This window comes from Burkholderia sp. FERM BP-3421, from assembly GCF_028657905.1.
GTDB lineage: Bacteria > Pseudomonadota > Gammaproteobacteria > Burkholderiales > Burkholderiaceae > Burkholderia.
The window spans coordinates 1,031,923-1,050,605 of sequence record NZ_CP117781.1; the positions used below are offsets into that span (position 1 = coordinate 1,031,923).

The following is an 18,683-nucleotide window of genomic DNA, read 5'->3' on the forward strand; positions in this document are numbered from 1 at the left end:
GGGCTTCGCGCGCGGCCGCTCAGGGCGCACCTGCTTCGTGATACACCGCGTCATCCTCGTCGAGCGTGTGCGTGAAGCTCGCCGGCACCATCACCCGGCGCGATGGATCCGCGTCACCGGCGTCGAGCAGCGCGTATGCCTCCGCCATCATCTTCTGAACATCCTGGCGCAGCATCGTCACGTCGAACGGTAGATGCGCGGCGAAAGGATCCCAGTCGAAGCAGCCGACCACCGCATCGCGCCACGCGGCGGCGGGCAGATCCGACGTGAACTGCACGAGCCCCTCGAACGCCGTGATCGAGTTCATCAGCACGCCGGCCGGAAAGTGACCCAGCGCGCCGCGACGCTGAGCGAGCGCGTGACGCGCGGCCGCGGGACTATAGCCGCAGCAGTCGATCGCGTCCGGCGCGGGCGCGGCGAGTCCACGTTGGTCGAAGGCGTCGCGGAAGCCGGCGATCCGTTCAGCGGTCGCGTATTCGCCGGCGATGCCGCCCAGCATGACCAGCGCCGCCGGGGGCGCGCCACGCGCCAGCAGCTTGTCGAGCAGGACCCCGGCAAGCCGCGCGGCGCCGGCGCGGTTGTCCGTCACCACCGACGGCGCGCCCGCGCCGGGCAGGTCGAGATTCACGCACGGCACGCCCGCGTCCGCACAGAGCAGGTTGAGCGGCTCCGGGTCGCGCACGCCCGCGATGAATAGCAGTTCGACGCGTTGCGCGAGCAAGGTCCGCACGACGTCATGCTCGACCGTCGCGTCGCGCTGCGTGCCGACCACGATCGGGCATAAGCCGCGCTGACGCGCGTGGTCCTCGAAGTGCTGCGCGAGCCCCGCGAAGAAGCGGTTGCGATAGTGTGGAATGATCATGCCCGCGAGCCCCGAGCGCGACAGGCGCAGGCCGCGCGCGCTGAGGTTCACGTGATAGCCGAGTGCGCGCGCGCTCGCGAGAATGCGCTGCGCGGTCTCCTCCTTGATGCGATAGCGCGCCCAGGTGCCGTTCAGCACCATGCTGACCGTCGACGTGGACGCGCCCGTCGCCTTCGCGATGTCGTAGATCGTGGACTTGCGTCCGCCATTGCCGCTCTTCATCTGCCACCCTCGGTCTGTTTGTTCTCGTTGCGTGCCCCAACTCACGGGATGTCAGGGTTTTCCCATGCTTACAACGGAAGCTGAATGGATTCAGCATACACGAAACCAAAGAGCTGAATCCATTCAGCAAACCCGAAGGTGGAATTTTAAAATTGGGCGGTCGCGCCCGCTGGAGGAGACATGTCGACGAGCATCGTGCGCGCGCTGTGCGCGGGAATCATCGCCTTGGCGCTGACGGCCGGTCCGGCCGTCGGCTCGCCGGACCAACCGGTGATCGGCGTGGTGGTGAAGGTGGGCGGCATTCCGTGGTTCAACGCGATGGAGGCCGGCATCCGCAAGCGTGCGGCGCAACTCGGCGTGAAGGCTTTCATGATCGGGCCGACGAGCGCGGATCCGGCGCTCCAGGTGCGGGCGATCGAGGACTTGATCGCGCAGCGCGTCGACGTGATCGGCGTCGTGCCGAACGATGCCCAGGTGCTGGAGCCGGTGCTGCAGCGCGCCCGCGCCGCCGGCATCAAGGTGATCACGCACGAATCGCCGCGCCAACAGAACGCGGACTGGGATTTCGAACTGGCCTCCGCGAAGGGATTCGGCGAGGCCTACGCGAAGAAGCTTGCGCAGGCGCTGGGCGGCACGGGCGAATACGCGGTCTTCGTCGGGTCGCTCACGGTGCCGCTGCACAACGCGTGGGCGGATGCCGCCATCGCGTATCTGAAGGCGAATCAGCCGGGCATGAAGCTCGTGGGCGACCGCTATGGCGTGGCCGAGGACGTCGATGCTTCACGCCGGACCGCGCTCGACCTGATGCGCGCGCATCCGAACCTGAGGGCGATTCTGGCATTCGGCAGCCAGGGGCCGATCGGCGCCGCGCGCGCGGTGGCCGAACGCAATGCGAAGGGCAAGGTGTTCGTGCTGGGCCCGTTCTCGCCGGGGCAGGGCCGGCGTCTCGTCCACGACGGCGTGTTGAGCGGCGGTTACATGTGGAATCCCGAGCAGGCGGGCGAGGTGTTCGTCACGCTCGGCACGATGGTCGCGAAGGGGCAGCCGATCAAGGACGGCATGACGATTCCGGGCCTTGGCGTCGTCCACCCCGTCGGGCATACGCTGATCGTCGATCAACTGGTCGAGTTGAACGCCGCGACGGTCGACGCACTCGCGAAGCAAGGGCTGTGAGCGTCGCCGTGCAGCGACCCGACAGGAGGACGACGATGCGCTCCGTGATGCCGAACGAATCGAGCCCGCCCGTCGTGGCCGGGTGCGCGCCGCTGCTCGCACTCGATAACGTGTCGAAGTGCTTCGGTGGCGTGCATGCGCTGCGGCAGGTGCGGTTCGACGTGATGCCCGGCGAGGTGCTGTGTCTCGCGGGAGAAAACGGTTGCGGCAAGAGCACGCTGATCAAGATCGTGAGCGGCGTCCACGCGCCGGAACCGGGCGCGCGCATCTGCTTCGACGGCCGTCGGCTCGACCGGCTCGATCCGGCCGTCGCGCGCGCGCTCGGGATCCAGGTGATCTGGCAGGATCTCGCGCTGTTCGCGGATCTCACGGTGGCCGAGAACATCGCGTTCGAATACAACCTCGGGGCGCGGCCGCGCCTGGTCGATGACCGCCGGACGGCGGCTGCCGCGGCGCGCATTCTCGAACGGCTCGGCGTGCCGCTCGCGCTCGATGCGCCCGTGCGCGCGCTGTCGATCGCGCAGCGGCAGACCGTCGCGATTGCCCGTGCGCTCGTCGCCGATGCGCGGCTCGTGTTCATGGACGAACCGACCGCGTCGCTCAGCCATGCCGAGACGCGCGCATTGCTCGCGATCGTGCGGCGGCTGTCGGACGACGGCATCGCCGTGGTGTTCGTGAGCCATCGGCTCGCCGAAGTGCTCGACGTGTGTACCCGGGTCACGGTGATGCGCGACGGCGCGCTGGTCGGCAGCTTCCCGACCGCGGGCATGACCCAGGCGCGCCTCGCGGAGCTGATGACGGGCCGCCGCCTCGACGATGCGGTGCGTGCAGCCGATCGCGCCGATGCGCCCGTCGTGCTCGAGGTCGACGGTCTGTCCCGACATGGCGAGTACGACGACGTGTCGTTCGCGCTGCGCCGGGGGGAGATCCTCGGCGTGACGGGCCGGCTCGGCGCGGGCCGCACCGAGCTTGCGCTGTCGTTGTTCGGCATGACCCGGCCGACGGCCGGCGCGATCCGGCTCGAAGGCCGGCCGCTCGCGCTCGCGTCCAATCGCGACGCGATCCGCGCCGGCATCGCGTACGTGTCGGAAGACCGCTTGCAGCTCGGGCTCGTGCAGGCGCAGTCGATCGGCGACAACACGGTGCTGGCCGTACTCAAGCGCCTGCTCGGCGCGGCGGGGCTGATCTCGCCGCGCCGTCGCGCCGTGCTCGTCGACGACTGGATCGGCCGGCTCGCGGTCAGGGTCGGTCGCGTGGACGATCCGGTGTCGACGCTGTCGGGCGGCAACCAGCAGCGCATCGTGCTGGCGAAATGGCTGGCCGCCGGGCCGAAGGTGCTGATCCTCGATGCGCCGACGGTCGGCGTCGACGTCGGCGCGCGCGCGGGCATTTTCGCGATCGTGCGCGAGCTGGCCGCCGGCGGCATGGCGATCCTGCTGATCTCCGACGAAATTCCCGAGGTGTACTTCAACGCCGACCGGATCCTGCACATGCGCGACGGCCGCATCGTCGCGCAATACGTGCCGGGCGCGGTCGACATCGATCAGATCGAGCGGGACGTCCATGCGTGAATCCATCCGACCCTCGGCATTCGGCGCGGTCGAGCGGCTGCTGTGCGCGGTCATCGTGCTGATGGCGCTCGGCCTCGCGCTCGCCTCGCCGGCGTTCCTCACGGTGTCGAACCTGTTCGACCTCCTGAACCAGAGCGCGGTCAACCTGATCTTCGCGGCCGGCCTGCTGGTCGTGCTGATCGCGGGCGGCATCGACATCTCGTTCGCGGTCGGCGCATCGGTCGTCCAGTATCTGACCGCGCTGACCATGATGCGGCTCGGCGGCGGCAACTGGGCGCTCGGTTTTGCCGCCGCGGCCGGCTACGGGGCGCTGCTCGGGGCGTTCAACGCCACGCTCGTGCAGCGCTTTCGCATCGTGTCGATCGTTGCGACGATCGCCACCTTCAACCTGTTCTTCGGCGGCCTGATGTTCGCGACGGGCGGTGTGTCGATCTACGATCTGCCGGACTGGTGGACCCGCCGCGTGTCGCTCGTGCGGGTCGAGACGGCGGGCGGCGTCGCCGACCTCGCGCTGCCGGCCGGCGTGATGGCCGTGGTGGTGGCCGCGACCTGGTTCCTGCTCGCGCGCACGACGACCGGCCGGCAGTTGTACGCGGCGGGCGATAACCCGGAGGCTGCGCGCCGCATCGGCATTCCGATCGGCGCGATGCACTACATCGCGTACGGCTGGCTCGGGATGACGGCGGGCATCGCCGGATTGATGCAGGCGCACGACGTGCAGGAAGTGGTGCCCAACGCGCTCTACGGGCGCGAACTCGACGTGCTCGCGGCCGTGGTGCTCGGCGGCGCGCGGTTGGGCGGCGGGCGCGGCAGCGTGCCCGGCGCGGTGCTCGGGATCCTGCTGGTGTCGTTGACCGCGAACGGGCTCAACCTGCTCGGCATTTCGCCGTACGCCTTCAAGATGATTGTCGGCGCGATCATTCTCGCCGCGATCACGTTGTCCGGCGAGCGCGTCACCCGTCTGTTCGGCGCGCGTCGCGTCGTGTCGCCCCGTGCCGGAGGTCGGCCATGAATTCCCGTTCTCCCCGGCGCGTCGTGCCGGCCGACGTGGCCGGCCTGCTCGGCTTCCTGGCGCTCGTCACCCTCGCGCTGGGCATGGCCTCGCCCCGCTTCCTGACGGGCGGCACCTTCGTGTCGATCGCCTTCCAGCTGCCGGAGCTGGGTTTGTTCGCGCTGGCGATGCTGCTGCCGTTGATGTCGGGCGGCATCAATCTCGCGGTGACGTTCACCGCGAACCTCGCCGGGCTCGCGATGGCGGCGGTGATCCAGGCGCACGGCGGCGCGGACGCGAGCCTCGGCGTGATCGTCGCGGGCGCCGCCGCCGCGCTGGCGACGGGCGCGGCGATCGGCTGGCTGATCGGCGCGATCATTGCCTGCACGGGCGCGAGCGCCATCCTGGTGTCGCTGTCCGCCATGATCTTCGTGCGCGGCCTCGGCGAATATCTGACCCGGGGCGGCGACATTTCCGGCTTTCCACCCGCCGTACGCGCGCTCGGCAACGGGATCTGGCTCGGCATTCCCGCGCCGTTGTGGGTCTTCGCGGGCTGCGCGCTGCTGATGCATGTCGTGCTTGCATACACGCGGCTGGGTTTCGTCACACGCATGATCGGTTCGAATCTCGAAGCGACCCGCTATTCCGGCATCGCGACGGCGCGCTCGCTCGCGCGCGTCTACATGCTGTCGGGGCTCATGTGCGGCGTGGCCGGCATCGTCATGCTGGCCCGTTTCAATTCGGTGCGGGTCGGGCATGGCGAGGCGCTGCTGCTGATCGCCGTGCTTGCCTGCTTTCTCGGTCGCGTCGATCCGTTCGGCGGTTTCGGCCGGGTTGCGCCGGTGGTGGTGGCGCTCGTGATCCTGCAGGTGATGGCCTCGGGGCTCAACCTGCTCGGCGCGAGCCAGCATCTCGCGACCGCGCTGTGGGGCGCGTTCCTGCTCGCGGTGATGGCGGCCCGCTGGGGCTGGACCCGGATCGCGCCGCGGCTGTTCGCGCGGATTCATATCGCGGGGCGCGCGACGGGCGGCCCCGGATCTCGTCAACGAAGGGGGAGCGAATGAACAAGCTGGGCGTACATGCGTTGGTGTGGGAGGCCGACTGGTCGCGTGAGGCCTGCGCGCGGGCGATCGCGCGGACGGCCGAGACCGGCTTCGATTTCATCGAGGTGCCGGCGCTCGACCCGGCATCGATCGATGTCGCGTTCACCCGGCGCGAACTCGAACGCAACGGCCTGGGCGTGACGTTTTCGCTCGGGCTCGACGCGGAGTCCGACATCGCGAGCGGCGACCCGGCGAAGGCCGCGCGCGGCCTGCGCAAGCTGGAAGATGCGTTGCGCGTCGCGCGCGACTGCGGCGCGACGCATCTCTGTGGCATCCTCTACTCGGCATTTCAAAAATATGCGGTCCCGGCGACGCCGGAAGGTATCGCGATGTCGGTCGATGTGCTCGCCCGGGTCGCGGAGCAGGCCGAGGCGAGCGGCATCACGCTCGGCCTGGAGGTGGTCAACCGTTATGAATCGAACGTGCTGAATACGGCGTCGCAGGGCGTCGAGCTGTGCCGGCGGATTGACCGGCGCATGGTGAAAGTGCATCTGGATACCTATCACATGAATATCGAGGAATCCGACGCGGCGGCCGCGGTCCGCGAGACCGGCGCGTATCTCGGCTATGTCCACGTCGGCGATTCGCATCGCGGCTACCTGGGCTCGGGCAGCATCGATTTCACGGCAATTTTTTCGCGCGCTCGCGGCAACCGGGTACGCGGGGCCGATCGCGTTCGAGAGTTTCTCGTCGCGCGTGGTCGGGCAGCCGCTCGAAGGGATCCTCGCGATCTGGCGCAACCTGTGGGAAGACAGCGGCGATCTGGCCGCCCACGCGCTCGCGTATATGCGCGTGCAGCTGAAGGCGGCGCGGGAAGTCCTGAAGCAGGCCGAGCGGAGTCAATTGTCATGAGCGGGATGGCAACGAAGGCAAGCGCCGTGGACGCCGACACCCTGCTCGCCGCGCTGCGCGACACGCAACACGCGCCGCGCCGCGTGATCGCGATTGCCGGGCCGCCCGGCTCGGGCAAGAGCACCTTCGCCGCCCACCTGTGCGATGCCCTCAACGCGACCACCCCCGGGCGTCGCGGCGGTACTCGCGATGGACGGCTTTCATTTCGACGACCGCGTGCTGAACGCGCGCGGCCAGCGCGCGCGCAAGGGTGCGCCGTTCACCTTCGACGTCGACGGGCTCGCCGCGCTGCTCGCGCGGCTGCGTGCGGACGACGGCAAGGCGATCGCGGTGCCGGTATTCGACCGCACGCTGGAAATCGCGCGCGCGGGCGCGGAGATCGTGCCTGCATCGGCGCGGCTCGTGTTCGTCGAGGGCAATTATCTGCTGCTCGACGATCCCGACTGGGCGGTGCTGCGGCCGCTGTTCGACGCGACGGTGATGCTGGCCGTGCCGCGCCCGGTGCTGGTCGAGCGGCTCGCCGCGCGCTGGCGCGGGTATGGGATGGATGACGCGGCGATCCGCGCGAAGCTCGACGACAACGATCTTCCGAATGTCGATCTCGTGCAGGCGCACAGCGTGGCGGCGGACTTCGTGGTGGAAAACGGCGCGGCGCAGACGGAGTGACCGGCGTCACGTTGCCTGCCTCCGGAGTCGGATTCCCCTGACGATAAGCATCGTAGGCGCAGACCGGGCACCCGCACCGGCCCGCCCGCCCCCTACGAAAACACCACCGTCCGATCCCCGTTGAGAAACACGCGCCGCTCGATGAACGCCTTGACCGCGCGCGCGAGCGTGATGCACTCCACGTCGCGCCCGGCCGCGAGCAGCTGTTCCGGCCGATAGGCATGGTCGACCCGCTCGACCACCTGCTCGATGATCGGCCCTTCGTCGAGATCGTCGGTGACGAAATGCGCGGTCGCGCCGATCAGCTTCACGCCGCGCGTATGCGCCTGATGGTAGGGCTTCGCCCCCTTGAAGCCGGGCAGGAACGAATGATGGATGTTGATCGCTCGGTTTCCGAGCCGCGCGCTGGTTTCCGGCGACAGCACCTGCATGTAGCGCGCGAGGATCACCAGCTCCGCGCCGCTCGTCTCGAACAGGTCGAGCCACTGTGCTTCCTGCTGCGCCTTGGTGTCCGCCGTGATGGGGAAATGCCGGAACGGCAGGCCGTGCTGCGCGGCCAGCGGCGCGAGGTCGGGATGATTCGACGCGATCCCGATGATGTCCATCTTCAGTTCGCCCATCTTCCAGCGGAACAGCAGGTCCGCGAGGCAATGCTCGAGCTTCGACACCAGGATCAGCACCTTCGGGCGCGCGCTCGCGTCGTGGATCGCCCATTGCATGTCGAAGCCGGCCGCGATCGGCGCGAACTCGCGGCGCAGCGCGTCGAGATCCGGCGGCGCGGTTGCGTCATCCGTCGGATGAAACCCGCAGCGCACGAAGAAGCGCTGGCTCAGATCGTCGTCGAATACGCTCAGCTCGTCGATATAGCAGCGGCGCCGGTCGAGGAAGCCGACCACCGCCGCCACCTGGCCGGCGGCGCTCGGGCAGGACAGGGTCAGCACGAACGAAGGGGGGCGGGATGGGGCGGTCATGCGTTCCTCGGTTCTCGTTGAGCGGGACGCGCCCGGCGCGGGCCGGATGCGTGGCTCAAGTAGAGCAGGGCCGCGCCCCGCGCGGATAGAACCGGAACGCCGTGCCGCTGGTATCGGCGCGTCAGGCCGGCAGCGCCGCCGCGCACGCGTCGAGCAGCCAGCGGCGGAACAGCGGCACCGCCGGCGCTTCCGGGCGCGCGGGCGGCCGCACGAGGAAGTAGCCGCGCGGCGTGACGACCGGCGTGTCGATCAGCCGCACCAACTGGCCGCTCTCGATCAGCGCGTCGACGAGCGGCGCCCAGCCGAGCGCGACGCCCTGGTGCATCAGCGCCGCGTGGATCACGAGCGCGTAGCTGTTGAAGGTGAGCCCGTGCGTGCCGTGCGGCGCATCGAGGTCATGCGCGCCGAACCAGTCGCGCCATGCGAGCCAGCGCTCCGGGTCGGTCGGCTGCACGTGCAGCAGGGGCAGGGGCAGCAGGTCGGCCGGGCGCGCGACGGCCGCGGCGTGCGCGGCGCGGAACGCGGGCGAGCAGACGGGCGTGACCGCTTCCGGGAACAGCCGCGTCGACGTGCAGGACGGCCATGCGCCGTCGCCGAACAGGATCGCGACGTCGGCCTGCTCGCGCCGCGGATCGAGCGCCTGCGAGGTGACCACGCGCACGTCCACGTCGGGCATCGCGCGCTTCAATTCGGCCAGGCGCGGCATCAGCCAGTAGGTGGCGAAGCCGAAATCGGTGACGAGGGTCAGCGCGCCGCGCGCGCGGCGCGCGCGAATGTCGGCGCTCGCGACGCGCAGCGCGTCGAGGCTGTGGCGCACCGCCTCGAACAGCCGCGCGCCGTCCTCGGTCAGCGTCACGCCGCGATGGCCGCGCGCGAACAGCGGCGCGCCCAGATCGGTTTCCAGCTGCACGACGCGCTGGCTGACGGCCGGTTGCGTCGCGCCCAGCTCGCGTGCGGCGGCCGTGAAGCTCGCGAGGCGCGCGGCCGATTCGAATGCCGACAGCGCCTGCAGCGGCGGCAGCGGGTCTGGTCTCGTCATAAGCACCTCTAATGGGCTCATAAGAATCGGGCGTCTTCACGGCGCGCCGCCGGGCGCTCATAGTGGATTCACCCCGACAGGCCGCGCGGCCGACGCCGCAAGGCTCCGACGATTCTAATCCACGGTGCGCGCGATGCTTCATACAAAGCGGAATATCCTTATCCTCATGGCGGATCAGCTGACGCCGTTCGCGCTGCGCGCGTACGGTCACCCGCTGGTGCGCACGCCGCATCTCGACCGGCTGGCCGCCGAGGGCGTGGTGTTCGATTCGGCCTACTGCGCGAGCCCGCTGTGCGCGCCGTCGCGCTTCTCGCTGATGACGGGCAAGCTGCCCGCCGCGATCGGCGCCTACGACAACGCGGCCGAACTGCCCGCGCAGACGCTGACCTTCGCGCACTACCTGCGCGCGGCCGGCTACCGCACGGTGCTCGCGGGCAAGATGCATTTCTGCGGGCCGGACCAGCTGCACGGCTTCGAGGAGCGGCTCACCACCGACATCTACCCGGCCGATTTCGGCTGGGTGCCCGACTGGAGCCGGCCGGACGAGCGGCCGAGTTGGTATCACAACATGTCGTCGGTGCGCGAGGCCGGGCCGTGCGTGCGCACGAACCAGCTCGATTTCGACGACGAGGTCACCTTCGCCGCGCGCCAGAAGCTCTACGACATCGCGCGCGAGCGGGCGGCCGGCCGCGACGCGCGGCCGTTCTGCCTCGTCGTGTCGCTGACCCATCCGCACGATCCGTATGCGATCGGTCGCGACTATTGGGATCTCTATCAGCACGAGGACATCGATCTGCCCGCGGTGGGCCGCGGCGAGGTCGCCGACGATCCGCACTCGCGCCGCCTGCGCGCGGTGTGCGCGAACGACGCCGCGCCGCCGTCCGAGGCCGAGGTCCGGCGCGCGCGGCACGCCTATTACGGCGCGACCTCCTATGTCGACGCGCAGTTCGGCGCCGTGCTCGCGGCGCTGGAGGAAAGCGGCTTCGCGAGCGATACGACGATCGTCGTCACGTCCGACCACGGCGACATGCTGGGTGAGCGCGGCCTCTGGTACAAGATGACGTTCTTCGAGGGCGGCTGCCGCGTGCCGCTGATCGTGCACGCGCCCGGCTGCTTCGCGCCCGCGCGGGTCGCGGCGTCGGTGTCGCACGTCGACCTGCTGCCGACGCTCGTCGAACTGGCGACGGGCGCGCCGCCGGCCGCGTGGCCGGATCCGGTCGACGGCCGCAGCCTGCTGCCGCACCTGACGGGCGGCGCGGGCCATGACGAGGCGTTCGGCGAGTATCTGGCCGAGGGGGCCGTCGCGCCGCTCGTGATGATCCGGCGCGGCCGCTACAAGTACGTGCATTCGCCCGTCGATCCCGATCAACTGTACGACCTGCGCGACGATCCGCGCGAGCGCGTCAATCTGGCCGGTGATCCGGGCGCGGCGGCGACGCTCGCTGCGTTTCGCACCGAGGCGGCGCTGCGCTGGGATCTGGCCGCGCTGGGCGAAGCGGTGCGCGCGAGCCAGCGGCGGCGGCGTTTCCATTTCCAGGCGAGCAGCCAGGGCCAGGTGCGCGCGTGGGACTGGCAGCCGTTCCAGGACGCGAGCCGCCGCTACATGCGCAACCATCTCGCGCTCGACGACGTCGAGGCGATGGCGCGCTTTCCACGCGTGACGACGCGGGCCGATGGGGGAGGCGAATCATGAAACGCATCGAGCGGATGAAGCGGGGCCCGCGCCTCGCGCGGTTCCTGGCGGGCGCGGCGCTCGCGGCCGGCGCGCTCGGCGGCGCGTGGGCCGGCGAGCCGGCCGTGTGCGGCGCGGTGCGGATGGCCGCGCCGGGCTGGACCGACATCGAGGCGACCAACGCGCTCGCGGGCGTCGTGCTGAAGGCGCTCGGCTATCGCCAGAGCGTCTCGAACCTGTCGGTGCCGATCACCTATCAAGGTCTGAAGAAAGGGCAGATCGACGTGTTCCTCGGCAACTGGATGCCGGCGCAGGCGCCGCTCGTGAAACCGTTCGTCGACGCGCGCGCGATCGACGTGCTCGGCGCGAACCTGAGCGGCGCGAAATTCACGCTGGCCGTGCCGGACTATGTGGCGGCGGCCGGCGTGCGGCAATTCGCGGATCTCGCGCGGCAGGCGGACCGGTTCGGCGCGCGGATCTACGGCATCGAGCCCGGCGCGCCCGCGAACCAGAGCATCCGGCGCATGCTCGACGATCACGCGCTCGGCCCCGCGCGCTGGTCGCTCGTCGAATCGAGCGAAACCGGCATGCTGACGCAGGTCGAGCGCGCGGTGCGCGCGCATGAGTGGATCGTGTTCCTCGCCTGGGAGCCTCATCTGATGAATACACGTTTCCACCTCGTGTATCTCGCGGGCGGCGATGCGTACTTCGGTCCCGACTACGGCAGCGCGACCGTCAACACGGTGACCCGCGCGGGCTTTGCCGCCGACTGTCCGAATCTCGCCCGCCTGTTCCGCCAGATGCGCTTCGGCGTCGATCTGGAAAACCGCCTGATCGCGCGCCTCCTGGACCCGCATCAGCCCGCCGAGGCCGCCGCGCGGCAGGCGCTGCGCGACGAGCCGGCGCGCGTCGCCGCATGGCTCGACGGCGTGACCACGGCGAACGGCGCGCCGGGCCTGCCCGCGGTGCGCGCGGCGCTGGCCGGGCCGTGACGCAGCCTGCCCGGGTCGTCTGCTGACCATTCGATGTCGCCTGGAGACGGGTAGCGCGAAATATGGGTTTGTACTTTTTGGCGAGCGGCGGTTGATTGTGCACAAGGCGCGCAACGATCGCCGCGCGTGGAACAGACAGACAGGCAGGCGGCGCGGATCCGCGTGGCGCGTGGAGTCCGCTTTCCAATCAGCGGGCAGGGAGGGTGTGGACATGAACAAGACGAAGCGCGTCGCGTGGCGCGCAGTGGCGCTCGTACTCGCGGGCGTGCCGGTCGCCGGTTACGCGCAGAGCAGCGTCACGCTGTACGGCATTCTCGACGCCGGGGTGACCTATGTGAGCAACTCGGGAGGCGGGCGCGTCGTGAAGTTCGACGACGGCGTGTCCTACGGCAACCGGATCGGCTTCAAGGGCGTCGAGGAACTGGGCGGCGGGCTGAAGGCGGTCTTCGTGCTCGAAAGCGGGTTCCGGCTCGGCAATGGCAACCTGGGCTTCGGCGGCGCGGAATTCGGCCGGCAGGCCTATGTCGGCTTGCAGAACGACTGGGGCACGCTGTCGCTCGGCAACCAGCTCGACATGACCAACGAAATGGTCTACACGACCAATATCTCGGCGTGGGGAAGCGGCTACGCGATCCACCAGGGCGACTTCGACCGCTTCAACGGCGACCGCCTGCCCAATTCGGTGAAATTCCTGTCGAACACGTTCGGCGGCTTCAAGTTCGGCGGCATGTATTCGTTCGGCAACGTGGCGGGCGATTTCCATCGCAACAGCGCCTACAGCCTCGGCGCGAACTTCACGCAGGGCGATTTCATGATCGGCGCGGCCTATACGCGCCTCAACAACCCGAACGGGATCTACGCGTTCGACCCGTACGCGATGATCGGCACCCACACCTTCCTCGGCCAGCCGACCGTGAGCGTCAATCCGGCCACGGGCCAGGTCACCGACCTGTACGCGAACACGCCGATGAACGTCGACAGCCAGGGCACCTTCGGCGTCGGGTCGAGCTATGCGCTCGGCAAGCTCACGCTGATGGGCAACTTCACCTATACGACGATCAAGGGCTTCGGCCAGTCGTCGCACATGCAGGTGTACGAAGGCGGCGGCAGTTACCAGTTCACCCCGGCGCTGAGCTTCATCGCCGGCTACCAGCACACGCGCTTCGAGGGCAATCACTGGAACCAGGGCTCGGCGGGCGTGCATTATCTGCTGTCGAAGCGCACCGACGTCTATTTGTCCGGCGATTACCTGCGCGCGTCGAACGGCGTGGACGCCGTGATCGGCTACAGCTTCACGCCGTCGACCACGCAGACCCAGGCGGACGTGCGGATCGGCATGCGCCATTCGTTCTGAGCGGGCGCGGCGGCGCGCGCGTCGTGAGTCATGCGCGTCGCGGAAGGATGGCGTTGCATGCTGTCCGGGAAGCGGCGAAACCCTGGCGCCGATCGTCGGTATTGGTGCCGGGCATGCTCCGGCGGGCGTCGCGCCCGCGCGTGATCCGATCGGCGGGCGTACGGCGGGCGCGCCACCGCGCGCCCGCCTGTCGTCAAGCCAGCGCCGCGCCGCTCAAGGCTTCGCCGCGCCGTCCCCCAGGTCCACCGCATAGGCCAGCGCGAGCTTGCCGAACTTCAGCGCGTGGTTGCCCTGGCTGTCCGAGTTCTGCAGCGTGTCGTTGACCGTGTGGATGTACGGGCTGTCGTTCTTGTCGGCCTCGAACGGGAACGACGCCGCGTAACCCTGCGCATTCCACGACGCATGATCCGAGCACGCATAGCCGCAGCTCGACGTGCCGACGCTCAGCTCCGGCAGGTAGGTCTTCGCCAGGTTGGCCACGTAGGTGTTCTGCGCGGAACTCGTGTTGTCGGTGATCAGGTAGATGTCTTTCGGATCGCCCTTGTAGTTGGTCATGTCGAGTTGCAGCACGCCGACCACGTTCACGTTTTGCGCGCGGAACTGCCTGGCGATCGCGTTCGAGCCGAGCAGGCCCGCCTCCTCGGCCGCGTAGCCGATGAACTTGATCGTGCGCTTCGGCTTGTACTGGTTCGCGAGCAGCACGCGCAGCGCTTCGGTGAGGCTCGCGATCCCGGACGCATCGTCGTCCGCGCCCGGCGCGCGCGAGTTTTCCGTGGTGCGGCCGACCGTCGAGTCGAGGTGACCGCCGAGCACGACCGTGCCCGCGCTCGGATCGCTGCCCTTGATGGTCAGGATCACCGATTTCTGCGGCCAGCCCGAGTGCGCGAACTGCTCGACCGTCACGTCGGCGCGCGCGCCCGCGAGCTGCTTCCATTGCTGGGCGAGCCAGTCGGACGCGGCCACGCCGTGCGAGGTCGTGTAGTAGCGGTTCGTGAAGCTCGACAGCGACGTGATCGTGCCGACGATGTTGCTGGCCTGCAGCTGCGCGATCCAGGTCTTGATCTGCGGCGACGCGGCGATCCGGTAGTCGGGCGCGGCGGCCGGCTTCGCGGCGACGGGCGCCTGCAGCGCGCGCAGCGCCTCGGCGCGCGAGTCGTGCACGATGAAGCCGGGGCCGTGGCCGCGCGCGTCGTAGACCGCGCGCGCCAGCTCGGGCAGCAGCGCCTCGTCGACCTGCACCACGTGCAGCGCGGCCGCGGCGGCGACGCCCGCGGCGGCCGACGACGCGACGTTCGCGCCCGGGTCGAGGCGTTGCAGCTCGCGCAGCGCGGAGGCGTCGAGCGTGATCCAGACCGGCGCCGCGTGCGCGGCGAGGGTGAACAGCGCGCCGCCCACGGCGGCGCAAAGACGGGTAAGCATAGGCATGTTCGATCTCATCGGGATGGGATGTCGAGAAACAGGGCGGCCGCAGGTCGTGCGGTTCGCCCCGCCTGTCGCGGTTGCCGGGTCATGACTGCTTCGGCACCGTGACGCCGTACGTGCAGCTCTTGTTGTACGCATTGCCGATCGCGGTCAGCTGCGCGCTGCTGTAGCCGAGCGCGGACGCGGCGGTCAGCACCGCCTGCGCGGCGGCCTTCTGGTTGGTCGAGCTATTGGTCATCGACAGCCCCTTCAGGAACGCCTTGTCCATCGCCACGCCGCCGATCGCATCGCGCGCGACGAGATTGCACGACGCCCAGTACTGGCCGGCCGTGTGGATCTCCGCGCCGCGCGCCTGCGCATAGGTGCGCCCGACGTTCCAGTTGGTCACGCGGCCGGCCCAGAATTCGTTGTGGCCGTCCCAGTTGTAGACCCAGTTGTACTGCGCGTCCGTCGGGCTCCACTGGTTGAAGTCGCGGCTGTACGCGGCCGCGAGGTAGTCGCCCGTGCCTTCGGACAAGCCTTCCTGCTGCGACAGGCCGCCGTTGGTCACCCAGTCGTGGATGCCGTGGCCCAGTTCGTGGATCACGACGTCCGCGTCTTCCGCATCGTCGACGCCGCCCTGGCCGAACGACAGCCTGCCGCTGCTCGACGAGTACGACGAGTTGTCCGCGCCCGATTCGCCGTGCGGGTCGTACTGCACCCCGCCCGTGTACTGGTAGGGCAGCGCCTTGACGCCCAGCGTCAGGTTCACGTAGCGCAGGAACGTGTCGATGTGGTAGTACGCGTTGACCGCCTCGAAGTAGAGGTTCGAGCGCGTGAAGTCGAAGGTCGACGAGGTCTGCACCGGGCAGGCGTTGTCGCGCGGCGCATCGAAGTCGGCGCAGGCCGCGTACGGGCCGGCCAGCTTGTAGCTGCCGCCCGTCTGGGTCAGGTCCTTCAGCGTCACGCGCACGCGGGCCGCGTTCAGTTGCGCGGAGTCGGCGTCGTTGTTGTCCTTGTAGCCGGTGCTGCCGTAGCTGCTTTTGGTCGACGACAACGGATCCGGCCGGAACACGAGGCCGCTGCCGTCGGTCGCGTAGAACGCCTTGTCCTCGGCGCGCAGCACCTCGCCGCTCTGCGCGTCGACCAGCAGCTCCCAGTCGCCGCGCGGGCCGTCCTGCGGCCGCACCCGCACCTTCCACGCGGTATGCGTGCCGGCTGCGTCGACGAACGCGACGAGCGCGGCGTCGAGGTGGGTGAAGCCGGTCGCGCCGAGATAGGCGCGGGCGCGGTCGAGCGCCTGCTGCTGGTCGACCGCCTGTGCCTTCGCCGACACGGCCGCGACGCCGCCGATCGCATTGCTCGCGACATACAGCACGCGGCCGTCGCGCGCGACCGTCACCGCGATCTCGCTGCCGTAGACGGGCAGGCCGCCCGCCTGCTGCTGCAGGCGCACCACGGTGAAATCGGGGTCCTTGCGCTCGGACGTGACGACGAGGCTCGCGAGCGCATTCGCGTCGAGGCCGAGCCGCGCGGCCTGTTCGCCGACGAACGCGCGCGCGGTCGCGGTCGCGCCGGCCCCGGCCTTGGCGGCGCGGAACGCCGGTTGATACAGCGTCACCGCGACGCCGTTCGGGCGAACCTGTCCGTCCGCCTGATCGAGCGCGGCGGCGGGCGGCGCGACGCCCCGGGTCAGGCTGTCGCGCAGGGTCTGGGCCTGCGGGTCGCCGGCCTTCGAATCCGCGCCGGCGTTCGTCACGACGCCGAAGCCGAGCGCGACGCAGAGCGCCAACGGCAATGCTTTGCAGGATGTCTGCATGGAGTTCCTCATGGTCGTAAAGTTGGGGGAGCCACCACGAACCTCTCGAAACGCAAGGACGACACGGCCCGCGCGGCGGCGCGGAGCCGTCGCGACAAGGCGCGCTGCTGCGGGGTGTTGCTACTGCCTAGGACGACTAAGTATCAAGTCGAAGCAAACAGGCGGCGAAGGGGCCGGCGGGCGACCGCCGGGCGGCGCCGGCGTATGGGTGGGAAACGAAGGACGGAAACGGCGAGAACCTGACGCGCATCGTCATGACATACCCCCTCGGATCAGCGAGTCGACAGGCAGCCCGCGCGCGCCGCTTGGAGCGGACATCTCTTAGGCTGCCTACGTATTTTTAGGATATGTTACAGAACATTTTCACAATTTTTTCGATTTATTTTCGACCGCTGATTCGATCTGTCGAGTAATTGGCGGGGTTGTTGATGAAACTGACGTAAACGTTGCCGCGACGCCGATTGCGCTGCAATTTTGTGCTGCAGTGCAAGGATCGCTGCATTCAGCGCAGCGCATGTCGGTCGTCGCGCGGGCTCGCGCCGAAGCGCGCGCGATAGGTGCGCGAGAAGTGCGAAGGCGATTCGAAGCCGCACGCGGCGCAGATCGCCGCGATCGACATGCCGGTTTGCTGCAGCAGCTCGCGCGCGCGGTCGAGCCGCAACTGCTGGTAGAAGTGGGTCGGCGTGTCGTCGAAGGTCGCGCTGAACAGCCGTTCGAGCTGGCGGCGGGTGATGCCGGTCTCGTGCGCGAGCGCGTCGGACGACAGCGGGGTTTCCAGGTGCTGCTCCATCAGGCTGATCGCATGGATCAGCTTGCGGTTGCGCACGTTGTGGCGGGCGGCGATTTCCAGCCGCTGATGGTCGCTCGGCGGGCGGATCCGGGCGACCACGAACTGCTCGGAGATCGTCGCGGCCAGCGCCGCGCCGTGGCGGCGGCCGATCAGGTTCAGCATCAGGTCGATCGACGCGGTGCCGCCCGCGCAGGTGATGCGGCGCGCGTCGATCTCGAACAGCTCCTGTGTCGCGTGCAATTGCGGGAAGCGCTCGCGGAACGCGGCCAGCGCTTCCCAGTGCAGGGTCAGCGGCTGCGCGGGCGCGAACAGGCCGGCCTGCGCGAGGATGAACGCACCGGTGTCGATGCCGCCGAGCGTCGCGCCCTCGCGATCGCAGCGCTTCAGCCACGCGGCGAGCGTGCGCGTGTAGCACGCGAGCGGATCGAAGCCCGCCATCACGAATACGGTGTCGACGCGCGCGACGTCGGCGTACGCGGCGTCGGCATTCAGCGCGATGCCGTTGCTCGCGACCACGGGCGCGCCGTCGCTGCTGAGCAGGCGCCAGCGATACAGATCGGGACGGAAGCGGTTCGCCACGCGCAAGGGCTCGAGCGCCGACATGAAGCCGAGCGCGGAAAAGCCGGGCAGCAGCAGGAAATGAAGGTCTTCGGGCATCGGGAGCGCGCGCGCCGTGCGGTCGGGGAGCTTCGATTGTCCATGATTTCATGCGACGCACGCGCGATGGATCGAGATGCCGTCGGGCGGGGCTCGCGAGAGCCTCGCGGGCTTGCTTCTTCGGATCGACATGGCGAGCGGTATGGCGCACGCGAATCCGGGGGGATGAGTGGAAATCCGTTCAACCAGGCGTCTTGTATTCGTTGCCGAGAACGCGTGGCCGCTTCATGCCGCCGCCTTCATGCGTCGCATCGTCATCCGAGTGCCGCCGGGGCTGCCGGCGAGGATTTGTCGCTCGCTTTCAAGCGGACGGAGCGCCGCCGAACGTGTGCGGGGCGCGTCGCCCCCAGCCGTGAAAAAGCCGGCATCGGTTGCCTGCTGACCCATCCGGCCCATGACTTTGGACCCGCCGCGCCTGCTCGATCCGACATTCTGTCATGCGGCGTGCGTCGCACGCGCGTGAATCGAAGCCCGCCGTCACGGATGCGGTGTCGACGCGCGCGGCGTCGGCGGACACGGCATCGGTGTACGGCGCGATGCCGGAGCTC

The 18,683-nt window shown here is 69.3% G+C and carries 15 protein-coding genes and 1 pseudogene; 10 read left to right on the forward strand and 6 right to left on the reverse strand.

Going from position 1 to position 18,683, the window contains the following annotated elements:
* Positions 1 to 19 precede the first annotated feature (19 nt).
* Positions 20 to 1,084, reverse strand: a complete 1,065-nt coding sequence (locus Bsp3421_RS07595; RefSeq protein ID WP_273997752.1) for a LacI family DNA-binding transcriptional regulator — start codon at positions 1,082 to 1,084, stop codon at positions 20 to 22.
* A 180-nt stretch (positions 1,085 to 1,264) separates the two neighbouring features.
* Between Bsp3421_RS07595 and Bsp3421_RS07600 the strand changes: the two genes are divergently transcribed.
* From Bsp3421_RS07600 to Bsp3421_RS07625, 7 genes and pseudogenes are all read left to right on the forward strand, one after another.
* The gene (locus Bsp3421_RS07600) at positions 1,265 to 2,257 is read left to right on the forward strand and encodes a substrate-binding domain-containing protein (RefSeq protein ID WP_273997753.1); all 993 of its coding nucleotides are present in this window, start codon (positions 1,265 to 1,267) and stop codon (positions 2,255 to 2,257) included.
* 35 nt (positions 2,258 to 2,292) lie between these two features.
* Positions 2,293 to 3,828, forward strand: coding sequence for a sugar ABC transporter ATP-binding protein (locus Bsp3421_RS07605; RefSeq protein ID WP_273997755.1), 1,536 nt, complete (start codon positions 2,293 to 2,295; stop codon positions 3,826 to 3,828).
* Positions 3,821 to 4,840 (forward strand): ABC transporter permease, encoded by a 1,020-nt coding sequence (locus tag Bsp3421_RS07610; protein ID WP_273997757.1) that lies wholly within the window; start codon positions 3,821 to 3,823, stop codon positions 4,838 to 4,840. Before Bsp3421_RS07605 ends, Bsp3421_RS07610 begins: the two co-directional genes overlap by 8 nt.
* Positions 4,837 to 5,883: an ABC transporter permease gene (locus Bsp3421_RS07615; RefSeq protein ID WP_273997758.1), complete on the forward strand. Its 1,047-nt coding sequence runs from the start codon at positions 4,837 to 4,839 to the stop codon at positions 5,881 to 5,883. The genes Bsp3421_RS07610 and Bsp3421_RS07615 overlap by 4 nt, the downstream gene beginning before the upstream one ends.
* Positions 5,880 to 6,527: pseudogene (locus Bsp3421_RS07620) on the forward strand (sugar phosphate isomerase/epimerase family protein); the annotation flags it as partial. The gene Bsp3421_RS07615 and the pseudogene Bsp3421_RS07620, both read left to right, overlap by 4 nt.
* Positions 6,528 to 6,618: 91 nt before the next feature.
* Positions 6,619 to 6,774 (forward strand): hypothetical protein, encoded by a 156-nt coding sequence (locus tag Bsp3421_RS34270; protein WP_443111522.1) that lies wholly within the window; start codon positions 6,619 to 6,621, stop codon positions 6,772 to 6,774.
* A gap of 189 nt (positions 6,775 to 6,963) precedes the next feature.
* Positions 6,964 to 7,440 carry a nucleoside/nucleotide kinase family protein gene (locus tag Bsp3421_RS07625; protein WP_273997760.1) on the forward strand — a complete coding sequence of 159 codons (477 nt, stop codon included), beginning with the start codon at positions 6,964 to 6,966 and terminating at the stop codon, positions 7,438 to 7,440.
* 92 nt (positions 7,441 to 7,532) lie between these two features.
* Here Bsp3421_RS07625 and purU read toward each other — a convergent pair whose 3' ends face one another.
* Both purU and Bsp3421_RS07635 read right to left on the reverse strand, forming a co-directional pair.
* On the reverse strand, positions 7,533 to 8,411 hold the full coding sequence (gene purU / locus Bsp3421_RS07630) for a formyltetrahydrofolate deformylase (RefSeq protein ID WP_273997763.1): 879 nt from the start codon (positions 8,409 to 8,411) through the stop codon (positions 7,533 to 7,535).
* A 121-nt stretch (positions 8,412 to 8,532) separates the two neighbouring features.
* Positions 8,533 to 9,450: a choline sulfate utilization transcriptional regulator gene (locus Bsp3421_RS07635; RefSeq protein ID WP_273997765.1), complete on the reverse strand. Its 918-nt coding sequence runs from the start codon at positions 9,448 to 9,450 to the stop codon at positions 8,533 to 8,535.
* Positions 9,451 to 9,583: 133 nt separating this feature from the next.
* Here Bsp3421_RS07635 and betC point away from each other — a divergent pair, with 133 nt between their 5' ends.
* The 3 genes from betC (at position 9,584) to Bsp3421_RS07650 (ending at position 13,468) form a co-directional block, all read left to right on the forward strand.
* The gene (betC, locus tag Bsp3421_RS07640) at positions 9,584 to 11,143 is read left to right on the forward strand and encodes a choline-sulfatase (protein WP_273997767.1); all 1,560 of its coding nucleotides are present in this window, start codon (positions 9,584 to 9,586) and stop codon (positions 11,141 to 11,143) included.
* On the forward strand, positions 11,140 to 12,114 hold the full coding sequence (gene choX / locus Bsp3421_RS07645; protein ID WP_273997769.1) for a choline ABC transporter substrate-binding protein: 975 nt from the start codon (positions 11,140 to 11,142) through the stop codon (positions 12,112 to 12,114). The genes betC and choX overlap by 4 nt, the downstream gene beginning before the upstream one ends.
* A 211-nt stretch (positions 12,115 to 12,325) precedes the next feature.
* On the forward strand, positions 12,326 to 13,468 hold the full coding sequence (locus Bsp3421_RS07650) for a porin (protein ID WP_273997771.1): 1,143 nt from the start codon (positions 12,326 to 12,328) through the stop codon (positions 13,466 to 13,468).
* A gap of 213 nt (positions 13,469 to 13,681) precedes the next feature.
* On the opposite strand, the gene Bsp3421_RS07655 is transcribed toward Bsp3421_RS07650, so the two are convergent.
* From Bsp3421_RS07655 to Bsp3421_RS07665, 3 genes are all read right to left on the reverse strand, one after another.
* On the reverse strand, positions 13,682 to 14,893 hold the full coding sequence (locus Bsp3421_RS07655; RefSeq protein ID WP_273997773.1) for a M28 family metallopeptidase: 1,212 nt from the start codon (positions 14,891 to 14,893) through the stop codon (positions 13,682 to 13,684).
* Positions 14,894 to 14,975: 82 nt separating this feature from the next.
* Positions 14,976 to 16,688: a peptidase gene (locus Bsp3421_RS07660; RefSeq protein ID WP_273997775.1), complete on the reverse strand. Its 1,713-nt coding sequence runs from the start codon at positions 16,686 to 16,688 to the stop codon at positions 14,976 to 14,978.
* A gap of 502 nt (positions 16,689 to 17,190) precedes the next feature.
* Positions 17,191 to 18,135, reverse strand: coding sequence for a GlxA family transcriptional regulator (locus Bsp3421_RS07665; RefSeq protein WP_273997776.1), 945 nt, complete (start codon positions 18,133 to 18,135; stop codon positions 17,191 to 17,193).
* Positions 18,136 to 18,683 lie beyond the last annotated feature (548 nt).